Origin of the sequence: Xenorhabdus sp. KK7.4 (genome assembly GCF_963876465.1) — a bacterium.
Lineage (GTDB): Bacteria > Pseudomonadota > Gammaproteobacteria > Enterobacterales > Enterobacteriaceae > Xenorhabdus > Xenorhabdus stockiae.
The window spans coordinates 92,666-113,057 of record NZ_CAWNQF010000065.1 but is presented as its reverse complement, the minus strand read 5'-3'; the positions used below and the strand labels follow the sequence as shown (position 1 = coordinate 113,057).

Annotated in this window: 20 protein-coding genes and 2 pseudogenes; 14 read left to right on the top strand and 8 right to left on the bottom strand. The window is 43.9% G+C overall.

Annotated features, from left to right (window positions below; translation table 11 throughout):
• A pseudogene (locus AACS90_RS07560) lies at window positions 1-217 on the bottom strand (hypothetical protein); the annotation flags it as partial.
• A gap of 233 nt (window positions 218-450) precedes the next feature.
• Here AACS90_RS07560 and AACS90_RS07555 point away from each other — a divergent pair.
• A complete protein-coding gene (locus AACS90_RS07555) occupies window positions 451-642 on the top strand; it encodes a hypothetical protein (RefSeq protein WP_099122357.1) in 192 nt (63 codons plus the stop codon).
• Between the two features lie 96 nt (window positions 643-738).
• Here the strand turns inward: AACS90_RS07555 and AACS90_RS07550 are convergent, their stop codons facing one another.
• Both AACS90_RS07550 and AACS90_RS07545 read right to left on the bottom strand, forming a co-directional pair.
• Window positions 739-948, bottom strand: coding sequence for a helix-turn-helix domain-containing protein (locus tag AACS90_RS07550; protein WP_241538262.1), 210 nt, complete (start codon window positions 946-948; stop codon window positions 739-741).
• Window positions 949-1,222: 274 nt separating this feature from the next.
• Window positions 1,223-2,623 carry an integrase family protein gene (locus AACS90_RS07545; RefSeq protein ID WP_099122355.1) on the bottom strand — a complete coding sequence of 467 codons (1,401 nt, stop codon included), beginning with the start codon at window positions 2,621-2,623 and terminating at the stop codon, window positions 1,223-1,225.
• A gap of 1,039 nt (window positions 2,624-3,662) precedes the next feature.
• Here AACS90_RS07545 and AACS90_RS07540 point away from each other — a divergent pair.
• From AACS90_RS07540 to AACS90_RS07530, 3 genes are all read left to right on the top strand, one after another.
• Window positions 3,663-3,932 carry a CopG family ribbon-helix-helix protein gene (locus AACS90_RS07540; RefSeq protein WP_099122354.1) on the top strand — a complete coding sequence of 90 codons (270 nt, stop codon included), beginning with the start codon at window positions 3,663-3,665 and terminating at the stop codon, window positions 3,930-3,932.
• Window positions 3,932-4,207 (top strand): type II toxin-antitoxin system RelE/ParE family toxin, encoded by a 276-nt coding sequence (locus AACS90_RS07535; protein ID WP_099122353.1) that lies wholly within the window; start codon window positions 3,932-3,934, stop codon window positions 4,205-4,207. The genes AACS90_RS07540 and AACS90_RS07535 overlap by 1 nt, the downstream gene beginning before the upstream one ends.
• Before the next feature lie 80 nt (window positions 4,208-4,287).
• Window positions 4,288-4,416 carry a hypothetical protein gene (locus AACS90_RS07530; protein ID WP_256376540.1) on the top strand — a complete coding sequence of 43 codons (129 nt, stop codon included), beginning with the start codon at window positions 4,288-4,290 and terminating at the stop codon, window positions 4,414-4,416.
• 36 nt (window positions 4,417-4,452) lie between these two features.
• Here the strand turns inward: AACS90_RS07530 and AACS90_RS07525 are convergent, their stop codons facing one another.
• The 5 genes and pseudogenes from AACS90_RS07525 to atzF all read right to left on the bottom strand — a co-directional run bounded on the left by AACS90_RS07525 (window position 4,453) and on the right by atzF (window position 12,036).
• Window positions 4,453-4,992 (bottom strand): hypothetical protein, encoded by a 540-nt coding sequence (locus tag AACS90_RS07525; protein WP_099122364.1) that lies wholly within the window; start codon window positions 4,990-4,992, stop codon window positions 4,453-4,455.
• A 380-nt stretch (window positions 4,993-5,372) separates the two neighbouring features.
• Window positions 5,373-5,843, bottom strand: coding sequence for a VapA/VapB family virulence-associated protein (locus AACS90_RS07520; protein ID WP_193757217.1), 471 nt, complete (start codon window positions 5,841-5,843; stop codon window positions 5,373-5,375).
• Between the two features lie 391 nt (window positions 5,844-6,234).
• A pseudogene (locus AACS90_RS07515) lies at window positions 6,235-6,486 on the bottom strand (ogr/Delta-like zinc finger family protein); the annotation flags it as partial.
• A 107-nt stretch (window positions 6,487-6,593) separates the two neighbouring features.
• Window positions 6,594-10,241, bottom strand: coding sequence for an urea carboxylase (gene uca, locus AACS90_RS07510; RefSeq protein ID WP_099122350.1), 3,648 nt, complete (start codon window positions 10,239-10,241; stop codon window positions 6,594-6,596).
• Window positions 10,234-12,036: an allophanate hydrolase gene (gene atzF / locus AACS90_RS07505; RefSeq protein WP_099122349.1), complete on the bottom strand. Its 1,803-nt coding sequence runs from the start codon at window positions 12,034-12,036 to the stop codon at window positions 10,234-10,236. Before atzF ends, uca begins: the two co-directional genes overlap by 8 nt.
• Before the next feature lie 579 nt (window positions 12,037-12,615).
• Here atzF and AACS90_RS07500 point away from each other — a divergent pair.
• From AACS90_RS07500 to AACS90_RS07455, 10 genes are all read left to right on the top strand, one after another.
• Entirely contained in the window at window positions 12,616-13,008 is a 393-nt protein-coding gene (locus AACS90_RS07500; protein WP_241538261.1) for a hypothetical protein, read from the top strand.
• A 100-nt stretch (window positions 13,009-13,108) separates the two neighbouring features.
• Complete coding sequence (locus AACS90_RS07495) at window positions 13,109-14,182, top strand: methyltransferase (protein WP_099122347.1); 1,074 nt, start codon at window positions 13,109-13,111, stop codon at window positions 14,180-14,182.
• Window positions 14,183-14,195: 13 nt separating this feature from the next.
• Window positions 14,196-14,924 carry a beta-ketoacyl synthase chain length factor gene (locus AACS90_RS07490; protein ID WP_099122346.1) on the top strand — a complete coding sequence of 243 codons (729 nt, stop codon included), beginning with the start codon at window positions 14,196-14,198 and terminating at the stop codon, window positions 14,922-14,924.
• Window position 14,925: 1 nt separating this feature from the next.
• Window positions 14,926-15,720 carry a lysophospholipid acyltransferase family protein gene (locus tag AACS90_RS07485; protein ID WP_099122345.1) on the top strand — a complete coding sequence of 265 codons (795 nt, stop codon included), beginning with the start codon at window positions 14,926-14,928 and terminating at the stop codon, window positions 15,718-15,720.
• Between the two features lie 30 nt (window positions 15,721-15,750).
• On the top strand, window positions 15,751-16,020 hold the full coding sequence (locus AACS90_RS07480) for a phosphopantetheine-binding protein (RefSeq protein WP_099122363.1): 270 nt from the start codon (window positions 15,751-15,753) through the stop codon (window positions 16,018-16,020).
• A 14-nt stretch (window positions 16,021-16,034) separates the two neighbouring features.
• On the top strand, window positions 16,035-16,283 hold the full coding sequence (locus AACS90_RS07475) for an acyl carrier protein (RefSeq protein WP_099122344.1): 249 nt from the start codon (window positions 16,035-16,037) through the stop codon (window positions 16,281-16,283).
• A 71-nt stretch (window positions 16,284-16,354) separates the two neighbouring features.
• Window positions 16,355-16,963 (top strand): hypothetical protein, encoded by a 609-nt coding sequence (locus tag AACS90_RS07470; protein ID WP_241538260.1) that lies wholly within the window; start codon window positions 16,355-16,357, stop codon window positions 16,961-16,963.
• Window positions 16,960-18,327: an AMP-binding protein gene (locus AACS90_RS07465; RefSeq protein WP_099122343.1), complete on the top strand. Its 1,368-nt coding sequence runs from the start codon at window positions 16,960-16,962 to the stop codon at window positions 18,325-18,327. The genes AACS90_RS07470 and AACS90_RS07465 overlap by 4 nt, the downstream gene beginning before the upstream one ends.
• Entirely contained in the window at window positions 18,314-18,673 is a 360-nt protein-coding gene (locus tag AACS90_RS07460; RefSeq protein ID WP_099122342.1) for an ApeI family dehydratase, read from the top strand. The genes AACS90_RS07465 and AACS90_RS07460 overlap by 14 nt, the downstream gene beginning before the upstream one ends.
• Window positions 18,664-20,391: a glycosyltransferase family 2 protein gene (locus tag AACS90_RS07455; protein ID WP_099122341.1), complete on the top strand. Its 1,728-nt coding sequence runs from the start codon at window positions 18,664-18,666 to the stop codon at window positions 20,389-20,391. Before AACS90_RS07460 ends, AACS90_RS07455 begins: the two co-directional genes overlap by 10 nt.
• Window position 20,392 lies beyond the last annotated feature (1 nt).

Sequence of the window (20,392 nt, the reverse complement as noted above, 5' to 3'; positions counted from 1 at the left end):
ATACAATGCAATTAACTAATTTATTCACTGGATTCTGTGGGGCATGTTTCGATAGGTCGCGATAAACCTCCTGATGAATGCCGTGTGCCAATGCAATCAGATTATTTAAATTGATTTCGCATTCACCTTTGGCCTTTTTGGTAATGAACGTGAAAAGTGAAATACCCAAACCTGCACGATATAACGCCTGTTTTAGTGAGATAGAGTTATTACTCATGGTATGCCCCCTGAACGGAGGTCAAGCACATAGGGAAGATTTTAGGCAAACAGACTTTGCCCTTTCTGGTTAGAAAGGTATATTGATACATAGCTACCTCGATAGTGTTGATATCGTTGGTGGTTAGCCCTCGTTTGGTACTGGTAATACCATTCGGGGGCGTTTTATTTAACGTCTAAATCATGTTAAGGTATAGACCTATTGATTTCGATACTAGTGTAATAGGTCTATACATGTCAACACCCAAAAGAGATAAAAGCCCTAAAGGTGCTGGGCGTTCCCCTATGTTTAACGTCAGGCTGACACCAGAGTTAAAAGCACAATTTGAAGATGCCGCGTCTGACGCAGGAGTGACCTTAGGTAATTGGTTAAAAACATTAGGGCGCCAAGAACTAGAACGATTAGGAATTAAACCCAAAGGCTGAGCTGAATAAATTTTATTAATTCGGTTCATAGGTCTTTTATCCTAAAAATTAATTATTTCGAAGGTGACTTTTTCAATGTCACCTTTTATTTTTTTATTAGGCTGTCTGAACACGGCGAGTTGAAACAAAATAACCATCAAGATCTGATTTTAAATAAATAACTTTACGACCTACCTTATGATATGGAATTTTTTCTTTTCCTGTATACGCCCAATTAGCCAGCGTTTGTGCGGTGACACCAAGATAAATTGCGGCTTCTGCTCTGGTGAATTTTTCTAAGGTTGTTGCTGAAGGATGTATTCTCATTTTTAGCACCATATATTATTAATTATCAGTAGTGATAGATTATTTATAAATAGCTATTAAAAATAGTAAACTGCCTTGTATAAGGTTTTATACAGAAAGACGGAAATTTCTACCTCAGTGGAGGTATATAGTGATGTAATCAGACAAATATTAAATTCAATTTATTCGAACTCAATCAAACAAGCAGATAACATCACGTTATTAATTTATTATTTTAGGTCTTTTTCAAGTTGTATTAGCTTTCTTTTCTCCATAATCCATTTTTTGCATTTTCCTATTCTGATAATTGAAAAAGAATCCTTCTTTTATCCTCATCACTCATTCCAGACAGAATAGAAATAATCTTTTGATCTAATGCCTTTTTATTCTCTATCATGCCAGCATGTTCCAATATCGCCTGCTCTATTCTTTTAGCTGGCTCCTGCAATTCATCAGCACCAAAATGTAAATACCCCTGAGTAACATCAGCACTACGTAATGTTCTGTGATTCATTAAGCGCTTCAAAATATAGTTACCCACCCCTACCAATTCAGCGACTGTACCGAATGTACGGCGGGCATCATGCCATTTGAATGGTATTGGTTGGAGCATATCTAAATTAGGTTCAGGGACGGTAGCTGCGCTAATACGATCAATGACATGGCGACACTCTTTGATAACACCTCTCAGACCGGGAAAAACAAAATCCTGTTCTCCCTGTTTCATTATCAAACGCCGCCGAAACAAGTTCCTTAAGGTATCAGTAATAGGAAGTTCAAGCGGATCGCCATTTTTGGTTGTTTCTATCCAGAAATAACACCCTCCCATATTCACACGATCCCACGTAAGGTTGAATATCTCCGATTTACGTAATCCGGTAAACATAGCCATTTCTACCGCATCACATGCAGCGACTGCAACATCATCTCTTCCATTTTCGGCTTTATCCCGAACAGTGGCCACAGCGCTTAACCAGCGTGCAAGTTCATGTGTTCGGATACGATCAGTTTTTCTTACCGTGCCATGCCATTTACATTTTGTGCTCAAAACGGCGGTAGGCGGATCAGGGAGTAAAACCCTTTCTTCTTCATCTCGATAATGGTCATGGGCAAAACGATAAACGGCTCTTAACGACCTAGCCCATAAATCGGCCTGTGCGTTACTGCCAGTTCCAACACCCGCACGTAACGTTGCTTTGTCAGCACCAAACCAAACAGTACCCTCAGTGATTGCTTTATGCCTGAGTTCGACACGTTCCCTGCTTATTGATGCTAGCGGTTGTTGCAGCCAATCACCGGAAAAGTTCTTTAATATGGAACGATATTGATTGGCAGTAGTGAGTTTTAATCTATGCCCTCTGTTAGAAATATAGGTGTCTAAAGCCTCGGATAATGTTACTACTGCTTTTTCATTGATACGCTTAACAACATTGGGGTTCTGGCCTGTAGTGGCTACTTCACCAAGAACTTCAAGCGCCTTTGCCCTAGCGTTATCAATAGATAGATCAGGAAATCGCCCTAATGTGGCACGGATAAACTTTCCTTTTCTCTTTCTGGAAATACAGAAACTTTTAACTCCAGTCGTACCGATACGAATACGTAACCCGTTTACCACTGTATCACTATACTCAACTTGCCCACGTTCTGCGGGTGGCAGGCTTTCTAGTTTAGCTTTCGTGAATTTGAAAGTTTCCACATCTGTCCCTCTATATTAAAAAAGTAAGAATCAACTTTTCTATTGTTACCAAACGATTAGGGTATCCTGTGAATCGCTTGCAGACGCTAGGATACTTATAGGATACCGTAGGCAAGTATTTTAGGTTATTTATGTGTATTTATACAGTAGTTACGAAATTTGTAATTAATTGAAAATCAATAACAAGTATAAATAAATAAAACCACTTACTCAGTCTCATAATCGCTTGGTCGCTGGTTCAAGTCCAGCAGGGGCCACCAAATTTAAGCTGTAAAATCAGCAAGATAGACCACTCAAAACGAGTGGTTTTTTTATGTCTATTAGTCGGTGTCCCTTTTTTGTCCCCTGAGAAAAATTTAGTGCCCCTGCGCTACGTTCGCTGACATATAAAGCAAGATTGTTTTTCAACCAAACACACCAAACCGGAAAAAAAATTCTGCCACGGAAAATATCTTTACCGATTCAATTGATTTCAGTTTCCTTATCAGCACAAAACCGCATGGCTACTCTATTCTAAAATGTTCGCTAGCTTGCCACCGTGATCTAACCTCCCACGCAAAATAGAATTTTACCTTTAATATCAATGCATTGATATTTTTTCCGCGATCCGCTTTTGATCCAAAAACTGAAATCCCCTGAAAATCTTTTCAGTTTGGGATTTTTTCCACAGCGCCAGCACGGGCGTGCTCCGGCGACTCCCTTTGTAGGATTTGAAAACTGAAAAAATTTTTTGATCCAAAACTTGCAGGCGGGTGCGGTGTAGTGCGTTTTACGTCAGGTTTACGTTTATTTCGTGGGGATTGTGCGGCATAAACGCGACGCAGGAACGCAGATCCAAATGAACTGTAGCAAGGAGTAAATTGAGGGGTGAACGGTGCTGTGTGCGTCTGGTGGCGTTTAATGAAAGGTTTAGAGTTAATATTTTTAAATAAAGCATCCTGACACAAAATCAGTTAAAAACTTGACACCCAATCAAGTTGATTTAAAGTTAATCATTATGATTTATTTTAAATAAAATCCTAATTATTGGCGGTTAAAGATGAAACAAATTGAAACTAGAGTATTGACAGCACATGTCCCACTTCCATTGGCAGACAAGGTTGATCAAGTAGCTGAGAGGTTGGAACGTTCAAGGGGTTGGATAATGAAACAGGCCCTTGCAGCTTGGATAGCCCAAGAAGAAGAGCGAGACCGTTTAACATTGGAGGCTATGTCTGATGTAGATGCAGGCAATGTGATTGATCACCATGCTGTGTTGGCTTGGGCCGATAGCCTTGATACAGACCAGCCGCTTCCGGTACCTCGTTAATGGAACTTAAATGGACTAGCAAAGCGCTTTCTGATGTATCTCGCTTATATGAATTTTTAGCTTTAGAGAATAAACAAGCGGCGGTACGGGCTGTGCGCTCTCTGACTAAAGCACCCACTATCTTGATAACTAATCCGCATATTGGTGAGCAACTATTTCAGTTTGAGCCACGTGAAGTGAGACGAATTCTGGTTGGGCAGTATGAAATTCGCTATGAGCTTCAAAGGGATATTATTTACATACTTCGCTTATGGCATACCAAAGAGGATCGCTGATATAGCATCATTAAGAAAAACCTCGCCAAGACGAGGTTTTTTAACATGCTAAGAATTCAGCCAATCACGGGCGAATACTTATGTTTCAGTCCATCGGATTTATGGGCGGTGCCTCTGATGACGCTGGCGTTCTGGGGTGTGCCGGTATTGTGATGGGTATGGGCAGCGGTCAGCTCGGCCAGTTCCTTGACCACATCCAGTGTGTCTAACATCAGCGTCATCACGTTAATTTGCGGGCTGCCTACCTAGACCACCGGCGCGACGATTTTCTGTTTGACGCCTGCAATGCTCTGTTTCAGCAGGCCGATTTTCTCTATCAGTGTTTGGCCCACGTCGATGCTGGCATTTTTCCCGACACTGGCGAGGTAATTACTGGATGTCGCCAGACTGTAATCCCCCTCCGCCACCTGTTGCACTGCGCCAGCCAGTAAGGTGGATGTGCCTAACACCAGCGTTTTATCCGTGGCCTGTATCGTGGTATCACGGGTGATCACGGTGCGGGTTTCCGTGTCGGCTTTGATTTCGCGGTGCATGGACGACTCGTTAATGGTCTGGTCAGTCTGGCGTATCCAGCTTCCTTCCTGTGTCACTCGCTGCGAGACTTCCGCCCGCTGCTGCTGCAATTGTTCACCGGGCTTGATAAACATCTGGTATTGCCCCAACCCCAAATCCCGTTGAGCCTGAATAAAGCGGATTTCTCCCATTTCACTGGTAAATTCCGTTTTACCTGTGAGTTCTGGCAAATTTTCCCGTAAAAATGTCGTTAATTGCTGTAATTTATTCATTTCATACATACTGCTATCAGTTCCAATCCTTTCATTCTTTACGGGTAAAAAACAATAGGTAGTAAAGCCGCTTCTATTCGTAAACAGGTGGCAATCCCTTGCCGATGTGTTTGTACACATACTCTCTTCCGTTTGAACACAGGCATTATTACGAATTTATTGAAGTGCTGCGAATAGTTTAGTTCGGGTAAATTCGGATATGACTCAATAACCGAATGATGCCGAAATTAAGATGATATTTTTATTTATCCAACATTCATTATAAATGATAGTTACATTTTCTGCTCGTTGAAACATACTAACTATACAATCTATTAAAATGATAAAGCATTCAACAAACAAAAAAATAATAGAATAAAAAATTTTATTACAATTATATTTTATTCCCAATAACCTCCACCCATGATTGAGGTAGATATCGTACCTATCCCTAAAGAATCCAACATTGCAAGAGCATTTAGAGATGTATCTAGCAAACCCACAGCTGCACTGACAGGTGTTATCAATGCAGAAAATATTTTTCCATTCTCATAAAGATTACTAATATCACCGGAATAGACATCAAGTCCACCATCGTAATCACCTATTCCCGGACTTCCAAACCCTCCCCCTTTTCCATAAAAAGTTTTCCCGCCATAAATCTCCAAAGTAATTTCATAATAAAGGTACCCTTTTATGGTTAAATGAGCCTTATATAAGTTATCTTTTATTTTAGATTCATCTATAAATGTATCACCTGCCATTTTACTACTTAAAATATTTTTTGTAGATTCAGTTAATGAATCGATAACCTTGGGTACACTTTCAGAAATAATAGAATATCTTGATTCAGTAGATAATGTTTTCTTCATAATACACTCCGAACTTATAAATTGAGAAAATAAAATCAACAACCTCTCAGAACCACACATAAAAACAGTAACAATTAATCACCCGACGCTTATTAATTTTTTATTTTGTAAAAAAATAAAAAACCGAGTATTTAATAAAATTAACGGGTAGACATATGATGACATTTAGTTCGTACTATAAAAATAGTATATCTTCGAAAGATTACAAGTAAAAATAATTTTAAAATGAAATTAAATCCGATAAAAAACCATCTTCAGTAGATCAAGCGCAAGTGGAATATTTAAAATAATTTCCATAATATCAATATATTCCACCTACAAAAATCTGATAAGCAGTCGTAAAAATGAGAGTTTGTAAATTCTCGTTCAGCAAATCCTTAGTATTACCCACTTTCAATAGCGCTAATGCCTCCTGACGTTGCTGTGGATTGAGGTTGTTAATAATTGTCTGCAATAGCTTATCGCCAGTTTTAGCACTGGGACTGAGTGTATGCGAAAAGGTCAGATTCATGACAAAGCGATGACCGCATTCAATATCAGAACACGCACAGTAAAGATCGGCAATTTCAGGGTGCTTCCGATTGGTTTTGCTGATGGCGGCTTTAGCACCACATTCAGGGCAGATAATCTTTAATACGCGTATTTGTTTATTCCCAACGAATTTATTTTCAGAGCTTTTAACTTGCAGCGTATTTTACCCTCAGACGAGGGTATTATTATTTATTACGGCTATGTGATATCACTGATACATCAGCTATCTCCCGCTCCCAGCCACAACAATGCATCTCCGGGGCTAATGGCACTACCCGGCTGACAGCTAATCTTTGTAACCCGGCCCGCCTGTGGCGCATGAATCGCCAGTTCCATCTTCATGGCTTCTACAATAATCAGCGGCTGCCCTTCTTCCACGTCATCGCCTGATTTGACCAGTACTTTCCAGATATTACCGCTCATATCCGCACTAATCTGCAAACCATGCTCATTAAGATCCGCTTCTTCTTGTGGCCGTTCCTCTTCATCCTGAACAGAACACTCTTCTTCCAGCTGTTCCTGTTGCCAGCGCATGACCTCGGTTTCAAAAGCCACTGCCTGTCTTAGTTTGAAATAGGCAATATCTTCGGCATTTTCTTTCAGAAAGCGCAGGTGTTCGGCAAAATCAAACTGCGTATTTTCAATATGGATAGCAGTACGCCCCTCCTGAAAACCCTCCCGTAACTGTTCTAACTCTGCTTCAGTAACAGGATAAAAACGGATTTGATCAAAAAATCGCAACAGCCACGGCTTATCTTCCTCGAACTGTTCATTTTTCAGAAATTTGTTCCAAATCGGCAGGGTTCGCCCCACCAGCTGATAACCGCCGGGAGAATCCATGCCATAGATACACATATAAGTACCGCCAATACCGACAGTCCCTTCTGCGGTAAAAGTACGTGCCGGATTGTATTTTGAGCTTAACAGGCGATGGCGAGGATCAATTGGAACAGCGCACGGAGCACCCAGATACACGTCTCCCAACCCGAGGATCAGGTAACTGGCATCAAATAGGATACGGCGCACAGCTTCACGATCAGCCAGTCCGTTAATACGCTGAATAAAATCGACGTTATTCGGTAACCACGGAGCACTGGATCTTACCGTGCTCTGATAACGGTCCACGGCTCCCAGTGTTGCGCTGTCTTCAAATGCCATCGGCAGATGGATAATGCGAGATGGCACTTTCATGGAGCTGACATTGCCAAGCTGTTTCTCCAAAAAGAGCAACAAAGCGATGAGTTTCTGCTGTTCGATTCGCCGGTTGTCATAGCGGATTTGCAAAGAACGTACACCCGGAGCTATTTCTTTAATTCCCGGTTCAGCTAAAACATGTAGTTTTTCCATCAACAGATGTACCCGCAGGCGCAGCGCCAAATCCAGAATATTTTCACCATATTCGATCAGAATATAGTTATCTCCCGCCTGACGATAAACAACCGCCGGAGCAGAATGAGTGGCGGAAACCGCTGCCAGCACGGCACCAGAATGTTCTTCTTCTGCTATCTGTAATGTTCGCTCTAGTTTTAATGGTGCTTCCGACGTTGATCTCAACGTGGCAATAATACGATTTTGCTGCTCTTCCAGAGTAACCGCTTCTTCCATACTGACGGGATGGAAACGGATACGATCTCCCGGCTTAACCTGACCTACTTTCCACAATTCAGCTTTGGCAATGGTAACAGGGCAAACAAAACCACCGAGGCTAGGCCCGTCACGAGTGAGAATGACAGGAAAATCGCCGGTAAAATTGATAGAACCAATGGCGTATTCACAGTCATGAATATTTGAAGGATGTAAACCTGCTTCACCACCATCAGGGCGCGCCCAGACAGGTTTTGGGCCTATCAACCGTACACCCAGACGGTTTGAATTGTAATGCACCTGCCATTCGGCAGAGAAAAATTCATCTATATAATCCTGAGCGAAAAAATCAGGCGCACCATGCGGCCCATAAAGTACGCCAATATCCCATATATCACCATAAACGGGGATCGCGGCAGGTTCCGGTGCCTGCGGTAGGCTGATTGGTGCGGGAGTTGTACAGGCGGGTAAGGCTGGCTGTGAGATGGGAAGCATATCGGCAATTTTTAAGATACGGCCAGCATGTCCGCCAAATTGACCGAGAACAAAGGTAGAACGGCTTCCAAGGTAACAGGGAACATCAATGCCATTTCTGACCGCAAGGTATGTACGGCAGCCGGATTGTGCCCGGCCTATCTCAAGTATTTGCCCCGCTTTGATATCCAGTGGTTGCCAATAAGGTACGCTTGTTCCGTCTAATAATACGGTACTCTCTGCGCCGGTCAGCACAATCAGTGCGTCACAATGAAACTGTAAGGTTGGTCCCTCCAGCGTAAACTCCAGTCCGGCAGCCGATTCATGATTACCGACAATCCGGTTCGCTATCCGAAAAGCCAGGTCATCCATCGGGCCGGATGGTGGAACACCGATATCCCAATACCCCGACCGGCCGGGATAATCCTGAACACTGCTCCATGTTCCCGCTTTCAGAACCTCAATAGCATTTGCCTGAGGTTCAAAACTATCAAGCATTCGGGTCCAGGCTTGTCCTTGTTGGAATGGTTCACTGGCTGTAATTTGACGCAGGTATTCCAGATTAGTTGTAATGCCGTGTAATTGGCAGGAATCCAGCGCTTCACGCAGTTTGATCAGCGCTTTTTCTCGATTTTCTGCATGAACAATCATTTTAGCGATCATCGGATCATAAAATGCAGAAACCTCACTGCCCGTGCGTACACCACTATCGACACGTATACCTTCAGGGAATTTAACTGCTGTCAAAACTCCCGGAGCGGGCTGAAAGTTTTTCAGTGGGTTTTCTGCATACAGGCGCACTTCAATTGCTGCTCCGACCGGTGTCCGCTTTAAATCCGCCCAGTCAATAGGTAGCCCAGCCGCAACCCGCAGCATATATTCCACTAAATCAAGCCCGGTCACGCATTCCGTCACGGGGTGTTCGACTTGCAGACGGGTATTAACTTCAAGAAAGTAAAACTCATCCTGCTCGACATCGTAAATGTACTCTACCGTACCTGCGCTGCGATAATTCACCAACCGGCCCAATTGTACTGCGGAATCCAGCAACGCCGATCGGGTCTGTTCAGGCAAATTAGGTGCCGGAGCTTCTTCTACGACTTTTTGATTCCGGCGCTGCAAAGAGCAATCACGCTCTCCCAGCGCCACAACATTCCCTTTACCGTCACCGAAGATCTGCACTTCAAGATGGCGGGCCTGCCTGATACATCGCTCCAGAAAAACACCGGTATCACTGAAAAACTGTTCACCAAGATGGCGCACACTCTCCCATGCCTCACTCAGTGCATTTGCGTCATAACAACAGCTAAGGCCGATCCCACCACCACCGGCAGTACTTTTCAGCATAACCGGATAACCGATAGTCTCAGCAGCACTAAGTGCTTCATCCAGTGAATTGAGTAACCCTGTTCCCGGTGTCATCGGTACACCTGCTTCTGCGGCCAGTTCTCTCGCTCGGTGTTTCAGGCCAAATTCACCAATCTGGTGTGATGTCGGGCCAACAAAGACAATACCCGCTTTTTCACACGCTTGTGCAAACAGTAGACATTCAGACAAAAATCCATATCCCGGCCAGATGGCCTCTGCATGGCTCTGTTGTGCTGCGCTTATGATTTTATCGATACACAGGTAACTCTCACTGGCTTTTTCCCCGTTTATCGGTAAGGCGATATCAGCATCTTTAACATGTTGTGAATTTTTATCTGCGTCTGAATACACAGCCACACTGACAATTCCGAGCCGTTTCAGAGTACGGATAGCACGGCAGGCAATTTCTCCGCGGTTAGCAATCAATACAGTTTTAAACATTGTCTTTCTCCTGATTGATAACCCAATTACGCCAGCCACCGAACTCTGTAATATCCGTTGCACCTTTCAGTGCAACCGGTTCGCAGATAAAACCTTTCACCCAGCGACCATCGGCTAACTCCAGTGAACCGATGCCTAACGGTGGCGGAATTTCAGCAACGAATGCACCAAAATAGGCCAGTGGAATATCCCAAAGCTCAATACTGATGGATGCCCCTGTGTCATCCCTCACTAATCCGGGCTTGGGGGGCTGAGTGTTGGCTAGTTCGTAAAGTCGGTAACAGCTCGCAGTCTGTGTCGTCTCAACAAATACGGCGTTACGTTCAGTTAATTGGTCGTTCAGAGGCATGCCCCGAAGATGGGCTCCGACAACCGCTAAACGAATATGCTGCCCGGATGGTGGTAACACCATCGCTTCCCCATCAAGTAATTGGCCGGTAGCACCAAGTGGTAATGCAAGGTGCTGCTGCCAGCGTAGACCAAATGATGCGAGTGCACGGTCGTGCCAGGCTGGTGCAAGTAAGGTGATACCTGTGGGTAATCCATCAGTTCGGAACGGTGCAGGCAAGGCAAGTGCGGAAAGATTGGCAAGGTTGGTGAAATTGGTATAGATGCCAAGTTCAGAATTATAATGAATCGGCGTCCTTTTAATTTCTTCAATCGTTCTGATTGTCGGTGTAGTGGGAACAATAAGAGCATCAAAGCCGGCTAATATGTGCTGGATCTTCCTCGCCAGTTCTGCCCGCAGATATTCGGAATTAAACGCATCGACGGCACTATAATTTTTACCACCGTCAATAATCTGGCGCACTTCTGGATCCATCATTGCAGGAAAGCTGAGCATGCCATTCACAACAGTGGTGCGCTCAGCAACCCATGCTCCCTGATAAAGTTGTTCACCCAGTTGGTTGAATACCAAGAAATCAATTGGCTGAAGAGTTGCCCCCATATTTTGCAACTCGAGCAGAGCCTCCTGCCATGCGGATTCGGCAATCGTGTCATGACAAAATACAGGATTGGCAGGAATAGCAAATAGAGGGTGATCCGGCAATGTTGCAGGTGTAGACGCCGGATTTATGCTGGAATAAGCATCATTTTCGTCGAATCCTCCGACAATATCCGCAACACTAAAAGCATCTTCAACCGTCAGGGCAAAAACAGATAAGGTATCGTTGAGTCGACAGGCAGGGACAACACCTTTGGCGGAAAACCAGCCTTTTGTTGGTTTCAAACCCACAATATTATTGAAGCTAGCAGGCACCCGTCCGGAACCTGCGGTATCCGTCCCAAGTGCAAATGGCACTAATCCTCTGGCAACGACAGAAGCAGAGCCAGAGCTGGAGCCGCCGCTAATATAGCGATCATTGAAACTGTTTTTAACGACGCCATAAGGTGAACGAGTGCCGACTAATCCGGTAGCAAACTGATCCATATTCGTTTTTCCAACGACGATAGCTCCCGCCGCTTTTAGTCTGGCAACCGCTGTCGCATCTTCATCTGCGATATATTCAAACGCCGGGCAGGCCGCGGTTGTCGGCCAGCCAGCAACATCAATATTATCCTTAACTGCAAAAGGAATACCGAACAAAGGAAGTGCGTCGGGATTACGCTGATAAGCCGGTAAAAGTAAACCAATCTGAGCCTGTAACTGTTCCGGCGTTGCAAGATAAATCCAGGCATTATCATCAGGTAAAAAGGAATCTAGATGCTGTTGCAGTAAAGCAAAAACGGACTCCACATCGTGTCGTATCCGCTCATGCCAGTATTTTAAGGTATAGCCAGTCATTGTTGTCATGCTGTGATACTCCAGTGGATATAATGGGGTTTACACAGCAATACGCATGCCAAGATAATAATATGCTTTTTTTCAATTGATTAAGGTTGGGGAAAATATCAGGGATAATGGTTTGCACCATTATGGTTCATAAGTTGAACAATTATGGTGCTTGTTTTTAACTTAGTCGATTAACGATAAGAAAATGAGTGGCAATAATAAGAGTAAATATGGTGATTATTATTCATATGGTGAATAAACTACCTGAATAAAAATAGAGAATTAATATGAATGATCATTATTAGAAATAGAATAAATTGCGTCCAATTTTTTATTAAAATATCAGTATATTTTTTATATTTTACTTAACCTGTCAAACTACAAACTTATAGGCAGATATAAACAATTTTATTTTTCAAACAAACTTTTATAACGAACTATCTATAAATGATAGCAATAACGACGAGTCAATTAATGTTCAATAAATAGGTGCCCCGTTAAGGGTAGACAGTAAGTGTGGCGATATCATCATTATTTATTTAATATAGCGCCGAAAATAGACATATTGCTTGTGATCCATCCCGACCCAAAAAGAGAAAAATGATGAAAACAACATCCAAGATATTAATCAGTCTGGCCTGTGTCGTTATGCTTGCCGGCTGTGCCCGCACAACCCCAATAAATACTCAACAAACAACAATCGTAACAAAAAATTCACTGCCTACAGTGAAAAAAGCGATCCTTGAGGCAGGGCAAAAACGTAAATGGATAATGAATGAAGTTTCTCCGGGCATTATCGATGGTTCACTGAATACTCGCAAACACGAAGTTAAGATACGTATTACCTATACGAACAAAAACTATGCTATTCACTATGTCAGCAGCAAAGGATTAAAGGCTAGAAACGGAAAGATCCACCGCAAATATAATATGTGGACCAATATATTGAATAATGATATTCAAATGCGTTTAGCCTCTATGGCCAACCAATAATATCTTAATGTTACAGGCGTATTTCACGCGAACGTAACCCTATCACTCTATTAACCCTAATTTTATTAGGGTTTAACTATTCCATTGGATATACGGATATATGACCACTCCCCATAATTACGACCAAGATGATTTAAGTGCGTTTGAAGCAATTACTGAAGCTCAGCGCATTGCTTTTGCACCAATGCTATTTCAGACGGCAATTTGCCTGCGTGATTTTGGTATCTTATCTTTTCTGGATAAACACCATAAAGAGGGAGCAACAAAAGATGAAATCTGTAGTGGTTCAAAATCAGACAGCTATGGAGTAGGTGTTTTATTGGATATGGGGTTAAGTGGCAGAATTATTCTTAAGCGCGATGATCGTTATTTCCTCAGTAAAATTGGTCATTATTTGTTGCATGACAAAATGACTCGCGTCAATATGGATTTTACTCAGGACGTATGTTATCAGGGCTTATTTCATCTGAAAGAATCGCTGCAAGAAAATAAGCCTGCCGGTTTAAAAGTATTTGGTGAATGGCCAACAATTTACCCAGCTCTCAGCCAACTACCAGAACCAGCCAAAACAAGCTGGTTTTCATTTGACCATTTTTACTCTGATTCTGCTTTCAATGCAGCATTAAAAGCCATTTTTTCTCTGAGCCCCAAATTGATTTATGACGTTGGTGGAAATACAGGAAAATGGGCATTGCGCTGCTGCCAATATGACAGTAAAGTCAGCGTCACTATTCTGGATTTACCCCAGCAAATTGAACTGGCTGAAAAAAACATCCTCAGTCAGGGAATGGCTGAACGTATTTCAGGCCACCCTGTTGATATGTTGTCGGATTGTGAATTACCTAAAGATGCCGATATTTGGTGGATGAGTCAGTTCCTCGACTGTTTTTCCGAAACACAGATTGTTGATATTTTGCGTAAGATCTCTGCATCAATGAAACCAGATGCCAGAGTATGCATCATGGAATTATTTTGGGACTGTCAACCATTTGAAGCGGCTGCTTATAGCCTCAATGCAACTTCGCTTTATTTTACCTGCATGGCAAATGGCAATAGCCGTTTTTATAGTATGGACAACTTTAATCAATTCCTCGATAAAGCCGGATTTGTAGTAGAAAACAAAATTGATCAGTTAGGGCTTGGGCATACGCTGCTGGTTTGCAAGAAAAAATAATTGACGGTATTTCATGAAATTGACATTGGATATTACAGATTGGCAAGCCGTAGCTCCGGGCCTTTCTGTTCCTGAAGAATGGGAAAAATGGTCTGCCATTTCACCTGCTGCCATAGATGGCTCACACTCTCTAGCAAAATGCTCTCAGCTCCCGATGATGACAGCCCGTCGTCTCAATTCGGGCAGCCGCTTAGCTGTAGATTGTGGTTTAAGCATTTTGCGCCGGAATAAAGTGGATGCCATTGTCTATACCAGCCGCCATGGTGAACTGGAGCGCAATTATCAGATACTGATGAATCTGGCACAAACCGAACCTGTTTCCCCGACTAACTTCGCCATGTCAGTTCATAATTCGTCTGTGGGGAATCTCACTATTGTTGCCAAGGCACCGCTGGTTTCTTCTTCAGTTTCTGCCGGAATTGACAGTTTTCAGCAGGGGTTATTTGAAGTTGCGACTCTGCATCATGCTGGTTACAACAAAGTGTTACTTGTCGATTTTGACGGCAAGATCCCTGATTTCTACCACAATGAGATAGATGAAAATACACCCACCTTTCCATTCGCAGTTGCGTTGCTTTTTGAGCAAGGAAAGAGCTTACATTGTGAAAAGCACCCGTCACCGGAGACAGAGCCTTCCCTTCCCCAGAGCCTTCAGTTTCTACACGGCTGGTTAAACGGAAAACAGCTCTTTACCGTAGCTGGAGATCATTGTGCATGGCACTGGAGCAACGGGAGCAAATAGCATGGAAGAAAAGATAATAGGCCGCATCACTGAACGGGCTAACTGGCTCTGGCGTCTACTGATGACAGGGTTCTGTTTTGCTCTGTTTGGTATTGGTGGGTTATTACTTTCTCTGATCTGGTTTAATTTACTATTGGTTTTTCAGCGAAATGCTGAGAAACGGCTCCGTATCGCACGGCGTAGTATCTCAACCTGTTTTCGCCTGTTCCTATTTTTGACCAGAAAACTGGGAGTATTGGATTATCACTTTAATGGTGCAGATAAACTGCGCACAGATAAAGGCTGTCTGATCGTCGCCAATCACCCTACTTTGTTGGATTACGTCATCTTGGCATCGAATCTGCCGGATGTGGATTGCATCGTCAAATCGGCACTGCTACGTAACCCTTTTCTCAGTGGTGTGGTTCGCTCCGCTCGCTATCTCATCAACAGTGATGCCGAAACCCTGCTGCCTGCCTGCCGCGAAAGGCTGACTACCGGTGGCAATATCTTGATTTTTCCGGAAGGAACGCGTACAACGCCCGGTCATCCTATTTCACTCCAGCGCGGTGCTGCCAATATTGCGGTCCGCTGTGAATGTGATGTCCGGATTGTACACATTACATGCAGCCAAAAGATGCTGGATAAAAAAAGTAAGTGGTATCAAATCCCGCCCAAAAAACCGATTTATACCATTACCGTTGGTGAGCAACTCGCCAATGAGGATTTTTCTGCCGATACAGAGAGCGGATACGCTATTGCTGCCCGCCAGCTCAATCGCCAACTTACACAGTTATTAACACCATCAAATTACTAGATGTTGGATACAATAATGCAAGAATCAAACATGCAAGAACTAAACCAAAACTTACAGATCGAAATAAAACAACTAATTATAGATACCCTGAATCTGGAAGATATCACACCAGCTGATATTGAAACCGAAGCACCTCTGTTCGGTGATGGGCTGGGGTTAGATTCCATTGATGCGCTGGAGTTAGGTCTGGCGATTAAAACCCGTTATGGCATTGTGTTATCCGCCGAAAGTGAAGATATTCGTCAGCACTTTTCTTCTGTTGCCACATTGGCATCTTATATCCAGTCACAACAGGGATAACAGCAGAGGAACTCATGGAAAAACAACAAATTTATCAGGAAGTTTCACAACTTTTGGTCAAACTGTTTGAGCTTTCTCCCGAAGATATCACACCTGATTCACGCCTCTATGAAGATCTGGAACTCGACAGCATTGATGCAGTTGATATGGTTGTTCATTTGCAGAAAAAGACAGGGCGTAAAATTAAACCCGAAGCATTCAAATCTGTCCGCACCGTTCAGGATGTGGTGGATGCAGTCGAGCAGCTGTTACAGGAAGAGTAATTCCTCTCAGCCATAACACTTTGAAGTATTAATGCTTTGAAACATATAGCAGGAACACGCTGGGTAGCTAATTGAAGTCGTTGATTTTATTGTTTCGTATTGCCAATACCGTAATGTTAATCGCTTGGCCATTTTTGGCATGGGCGATGGTCAGCTATGGGCAATTTAATGTCGTATTGCCCGTTATCATCCTGTTTTTTGTTTTGCGCTTATTGCTAAGCCGTACAAAAATAAGTCGTAAAACAATCGGCAGAAAAAAAACGGATAAGCCGCAAAACGTAAATTGGGATACGGGTTGGATACTGTCAATTGCTGGAATTTTACTGGGTTTGGCAAGTTTTATCCTGCGTGATCACCAACTTTTAATGTACTACCCAGTCGTCGTGAATATCGTTTTATTTACCCTTTTTGGCTGTTCTCTGTACTACGGGCCTCCTATTGTGGAAAGGCTGGCCCGACTCAAAGAGCCGGATTTACCGCCTGAGGGGATTGCCTATACACGCAGAGTGACTTACATCTGGTGCCTATTTTTTATTTTAAATGGCACAGTTGCTCTCGGTACTTGCCTGTATAACGATATGACACTGTGGACACTTTGGAATGGAATGATCAGTTACCTGTTAATCGGGCTACTTATCGTTATTGAATGGCTGGTACGCCAACGTGTGAAAAAGAGATGAAAACCTCCCCTGTATCCCAATGGTTATCAGCGGGTAATGCCTCTGACAGGGTCATTACCTGGGACAATCACTGTATCAGACTGAGTACACTCCGGCAGGATGTCACGGTACTCTGTCATCGCCTGAGAAACCATACCGCCTCTCACTGGGCATTATGCTTCGATGACAGCTATCATTTCTGTGTTGCCTTGTTAGCTACTCTGCATGCCGGAAAAACGCCGGTCATTCCGGGACACTGCCGTGAAGCACAGTTACAGGAACAACAATCCAGCTTTGATGGGGTTCTGACCGATCTGCCCCTAAAATTATCTTGTCCATGCTGGCAGATCTTTTCATCTCAACAAGACAACATTACCTCTGAAACAACACTGCCAGACATATCCCCTGATGCTGTTCTGGTTCTGTTCACCTCTGGCTCCAGCGGAGTACCTAAGCAGGTCATCAAACCTGTCGCGGTGATGGATCTCGAAACCCAGTGGCTGGCTTCTTTATGGCAGGATAGACTGCAATCCTGTGTTATCCGCGCATCAGTCAGCCACCAGCATTTGTATGGTTTAACTTTCCGAATCTGGCTGCCGATGTCTCTTGCTTTGCCATTTGAACGTAAAATGGTGGAATTTCCTGAACAGTTAACCCAGTGTCCACAGGCCTCTTTGACACGTTACGCACTGATCAGCAGTCCGGCATTTCTCCAACGATTAGATGATACTCTTTCTGCCCCAAACTGCTCTTTCGTGGTTTCAGCCGGAGGTCCATTAAATTTTGCTGATGCAAAACGGGTCACACAATGGCTCAAGACCATCCCAAATGAAATTTATGGCAGTACCGAAACAGGCATTATAGCCTGGCGAGCTCGCCGGGAAGACCATTCAGTCTGGAAGACATTCGCTGACGTCTCTTTCCGGCAGGATAAGGAAAATAACTTACGCGTTTACTCCCCCCTGCTTTCTACTACAGATGGAATGGTTCTGGATGATCGACTGCTATTTGATGAAAAGGGGAACTTCTCACTTCAGGGGCGTCGTGATCGCTTAGTTAAGATCGAAGAAAAACGTATTTCTCTGTCTGAAATTGAACGTCGTTTATGTGCAATTGATGGGGTTATCGATGCCGCAGCACTGATCATCAATCGAGGAAAACGCAACTATATCGGGGCTGTCCTTGTTTTAGATGATGAAGCATTTCAGCACTACCTCCAACAAGGTAGCGGGAAATGCTCTCAGAATTGGCGCCGTCAGCTCATTTCCTGGCTGGAACCTGTTGCGCTGCCTCGCTACTGGCGAGTAACCACCGCTATCCCACTGAATGCCCAAAGTAAACGCTCATGGTCTGAATTACAGGAACTATTTAATGAAACCCATTGAAACCCATCTTGAGCAACCTTCTCCAAACGAGGCCATTATTCGCCTGTATTTAGATCCTGATCTGGGTTGGTTTCGCGGGCACTTTTCCGTTCAGCCACTTTTGCCCGGTGTCGCACAGATCGATTGGGTTATGCATTATGCACAGACTTTGCTGGCGCCGGGCTGGCATTGTGCTTCTGTTGAGATGGTAAAATTTCAGTTACCTTTACAGCCCGAGGATAACCTGCGCTTAAAAATTCACTGGGAAGAAAGCAAGCATCGACTGACTTTTCAGTATGATGTGGAATCCCCCGATAGTGGCGAGTGCAAAACGGCAAGTCAGGGGAAAATCAAATTATGTCGCTGAGCGTAAACACGATTACGCCATGCGTGGTCATCCCCTGCTATAACCACGGGGCAACGATGTCCGCTGTCTTGGAACGGTTATCGCACTATCAGCTTCATTGCTTTATCGTTGATGATGGCAGCGACATAGCGACACAGCATTGCCTCGAAAATCTGGCCACAGTAACCCCCGATGTTTCCCTGATCCGCCTTGAACAAAATCAGGGAAAAGGTGGGGCAGTAATGGCTGGAATGCGAGCAGCAGCAAACGCTGGCTATAGTCATGCTCTACAGATTGATGCAGATGGTCAGCACTGCCTTGAAGATATTCCGCTTTTTTTATCCAAAGCTCAGCAATATCCGGAACGTCTGATTTCCGGCCTGCCACAGTATGACGCCTCTGTGCCCAAATCCCGGCTTTACGGGCGTTATATAACGCATTTCTGGGTCTGGGTAGAAACGCTTTCTCTTTCCATTAAAGACAGCATGTGCGGCTTTCGGGTCTACCCACTGGTTCCCACACTCAACTTGCTGACAAAAAAGAATATCGGTCGCAGGATGGACTTTGATATTGAAATCATGGTCCGTCTGTACTGGCTGGGTACAGAAAGTGAATTTGTCCCGACAAAAGTAACTTATCCCGAAAATGGGTTATCCCATTTTCACGCTTTACACGACAATCTCAGCATTTCGTGGATGCACACCCGTCTGTTTTTTGCCATGTTGCCACGCCTTCCTGCTTTATTATGGCGTAAACGTTCTTTACTTAGCCGCTGGTGGGGTAATCGCCGTCACTGGTCTGATATTAAAGAGCGTAAGGGTTTGTATGGCATGAAGTTTATGCTGGCAGTTTACCGCCGTCTCGGACGCAAGCCATTCGAATGGTTACTTTATCCGGTTGTAGGTTATTTCTGGGCAACCGGTGGAGTACAGCGTCAGGCATCACAGCAATACCTTAATCGCCTGAAACAGACCATGCAGCGCAAAAATATTGCTATTCCTTGCGGACTTAATAGTTACCGTCATTATTTGCGCTTTGGTGGTGCCATGCTGGATAAAATAGCAAGCTGGCGCGGTGATCTGAAATGGGGCAAAGATATCGAATTTGCCGACGGTGCGGAGGCCATTCTTTTAGGTGGTGACTCACGCGGAAAACTGTTATTGGTTTCTCATCTGGGTGATATTGAAGTTTGCCGGGCACTGGCTCAACATGCAGGACAGCGAACAATTAATGCTCTGGTGTTTACTGAACATGCCCAGCGTTTTAAGCAAATTATTGAAGAAGTCTCGCCACAAGCGGGCATTAATTTATTGCCAGTGACGGATGTAGGCGCAGATACCGCTATTCTGCTGAAAGAAAAAATTGATGCCGGAGAATGGGTGGCAATTGTCGGTGATCGCATCGCCGTTAATCCGTCCCGAATCAGCACGCATAGAGTCATCTGGAGTCAGTTTCTTGGCGATTCAGCACCTTTTCCCCAAGGGCCATTTATTCTGGCATCTGTATTACGCTGCCCGGTTTTGCTGATGTTTGCTCTTAAGCAAAATCATCGGTTCAGAATTTATTGTGAACCTTTCGCCGATCCATTGGAACTTCCCCGTAAACAGAGAGAGCAGGCATTACAGCAGGCGGTTGATCACTATGCTTCTCGCCTCGAGCATTATGCTCTGTTATCTCCGCTTGATTGGTTTAACTTTTTCGATTTTTGGCAATTACCTACAAATAAAGCCAAGGAGTAAG

Coding starts and splice junctions, on each gene's coding strand:
- AACS90_RS07555 (WP_099122357.1), top strand. CDS start 451: ATGTCAACACCCAAAAGAGATAAAAGCCCTAAAGGTGCTGGGCGTTCC.
- AACS90_RS07550 (WP_241538262.1), bottom strand. CDS start 948: ATGAGAATACATCCTTCAGCAACAACCTTAGAAAAATTCACCAGAGCA.
- AACS90_RS07540 (WP_099122354.1), top strand. CDS start 3,663: ATGAAACAAATTGAAACTAGAGTATTGACAGCACATGTCCCACTTCCA.
- AACS90_RS07535 (WP_099122353.1), top strand. CDS start 3,932: ATGGAACTTAAATGGACTAGCAAAGCGCTTTCTGATGTATCTCGCTTA.
- AACS90_RS07530 (WP_256376540.1), top strand. CDS start 4,288: ATGTTTCAGTCCATCGGATTTATGGGCGGTGCCTCTGATGACGCTGGC.
- AACS90_RS07525 (WP_099122364.1), bottom strand. CDS start 4,992: ATGAATAAATTACAGCAATTAACGACATTTTTACGGGAAAATTTGCCA.
- AACS90_RS07520 (WP_193757217.1), bottom strand. CDS start 5,843: ATGAAGAAAACATTATCTACTGAATCAAGATATTCTATTATTTCTGAA.
- uca (WP_099122350.1), bottom strand. CDS start 10,241: ATGTTTAAAACTGTATTGATTGCTAACCGCGGAGAAATTGCCTGCCGT.
- atzF (WP_099122349.1), bottom strand. CDS start 12,036: ATGACAACAATGACTGGCTATACCTTAAAATACTGGCATGAGCGGATA.
- AACS90_RS07500 (WP_241538261.1), top strand. CDS start 12,616: ATGATGAAAACAACATCCAAGATATTAATCAGTCTGGCCTGTGTCGTT.
- AACS90_RS07495 (WP_099122347.1), top strand. CDS start 13,109: ATGACCACTCCCCATAATTACGACCAAGATGATTTAAGTGCGTTTGAA.
- AACS90_RS07490 (WP_099122346.1), top strand. CDS start 14,196: ATGAAATTGACATTGGATATTACAGATTGGCAAGCCGTAGCTCCGGGC.
- AACS90_RS07485 (WP_099122345.1), top strand. CDS start 14,926: ATGGAAGAAAAGATAATAGGCCGCATCACTGAACGGGCTAACTGGCTC.
- AACS90_RS07480 (WP_099122363.1), top strand. CDS start 15,751: ATGCAAGAACTAAACCAAAACTTACAGATCGAAATAAAACAACTAATT.
- AACS90_RS07475 (WP_099122344.1), top strand. CDS start 16,035: ATGGAAAAACAACAAATTTATCAGGAAGTTTCACAACTTTTGGTCAAA.
- AACS90_RS07465 (WP_099122343.1), top strand. CDS start 16,960: ATGAAAACCTCCCCTGTATCCCAATGGTTATCAGCGGGTAATGCCTCT.
- AACS90_RS07460 (WP_099122342.1), top strand. CDS start 18,314: ATGAAACCCATTGAAACCCATCTTGAGCAACCTTCTCCAAACGAGGCC.
- AACS90_RS07455 (WP_099122341.1), top strand. CDS start 18,664: ATGTCGCTGAGCGTAAACACGATTACGCCATGCGTGGTCATCCCCTGC.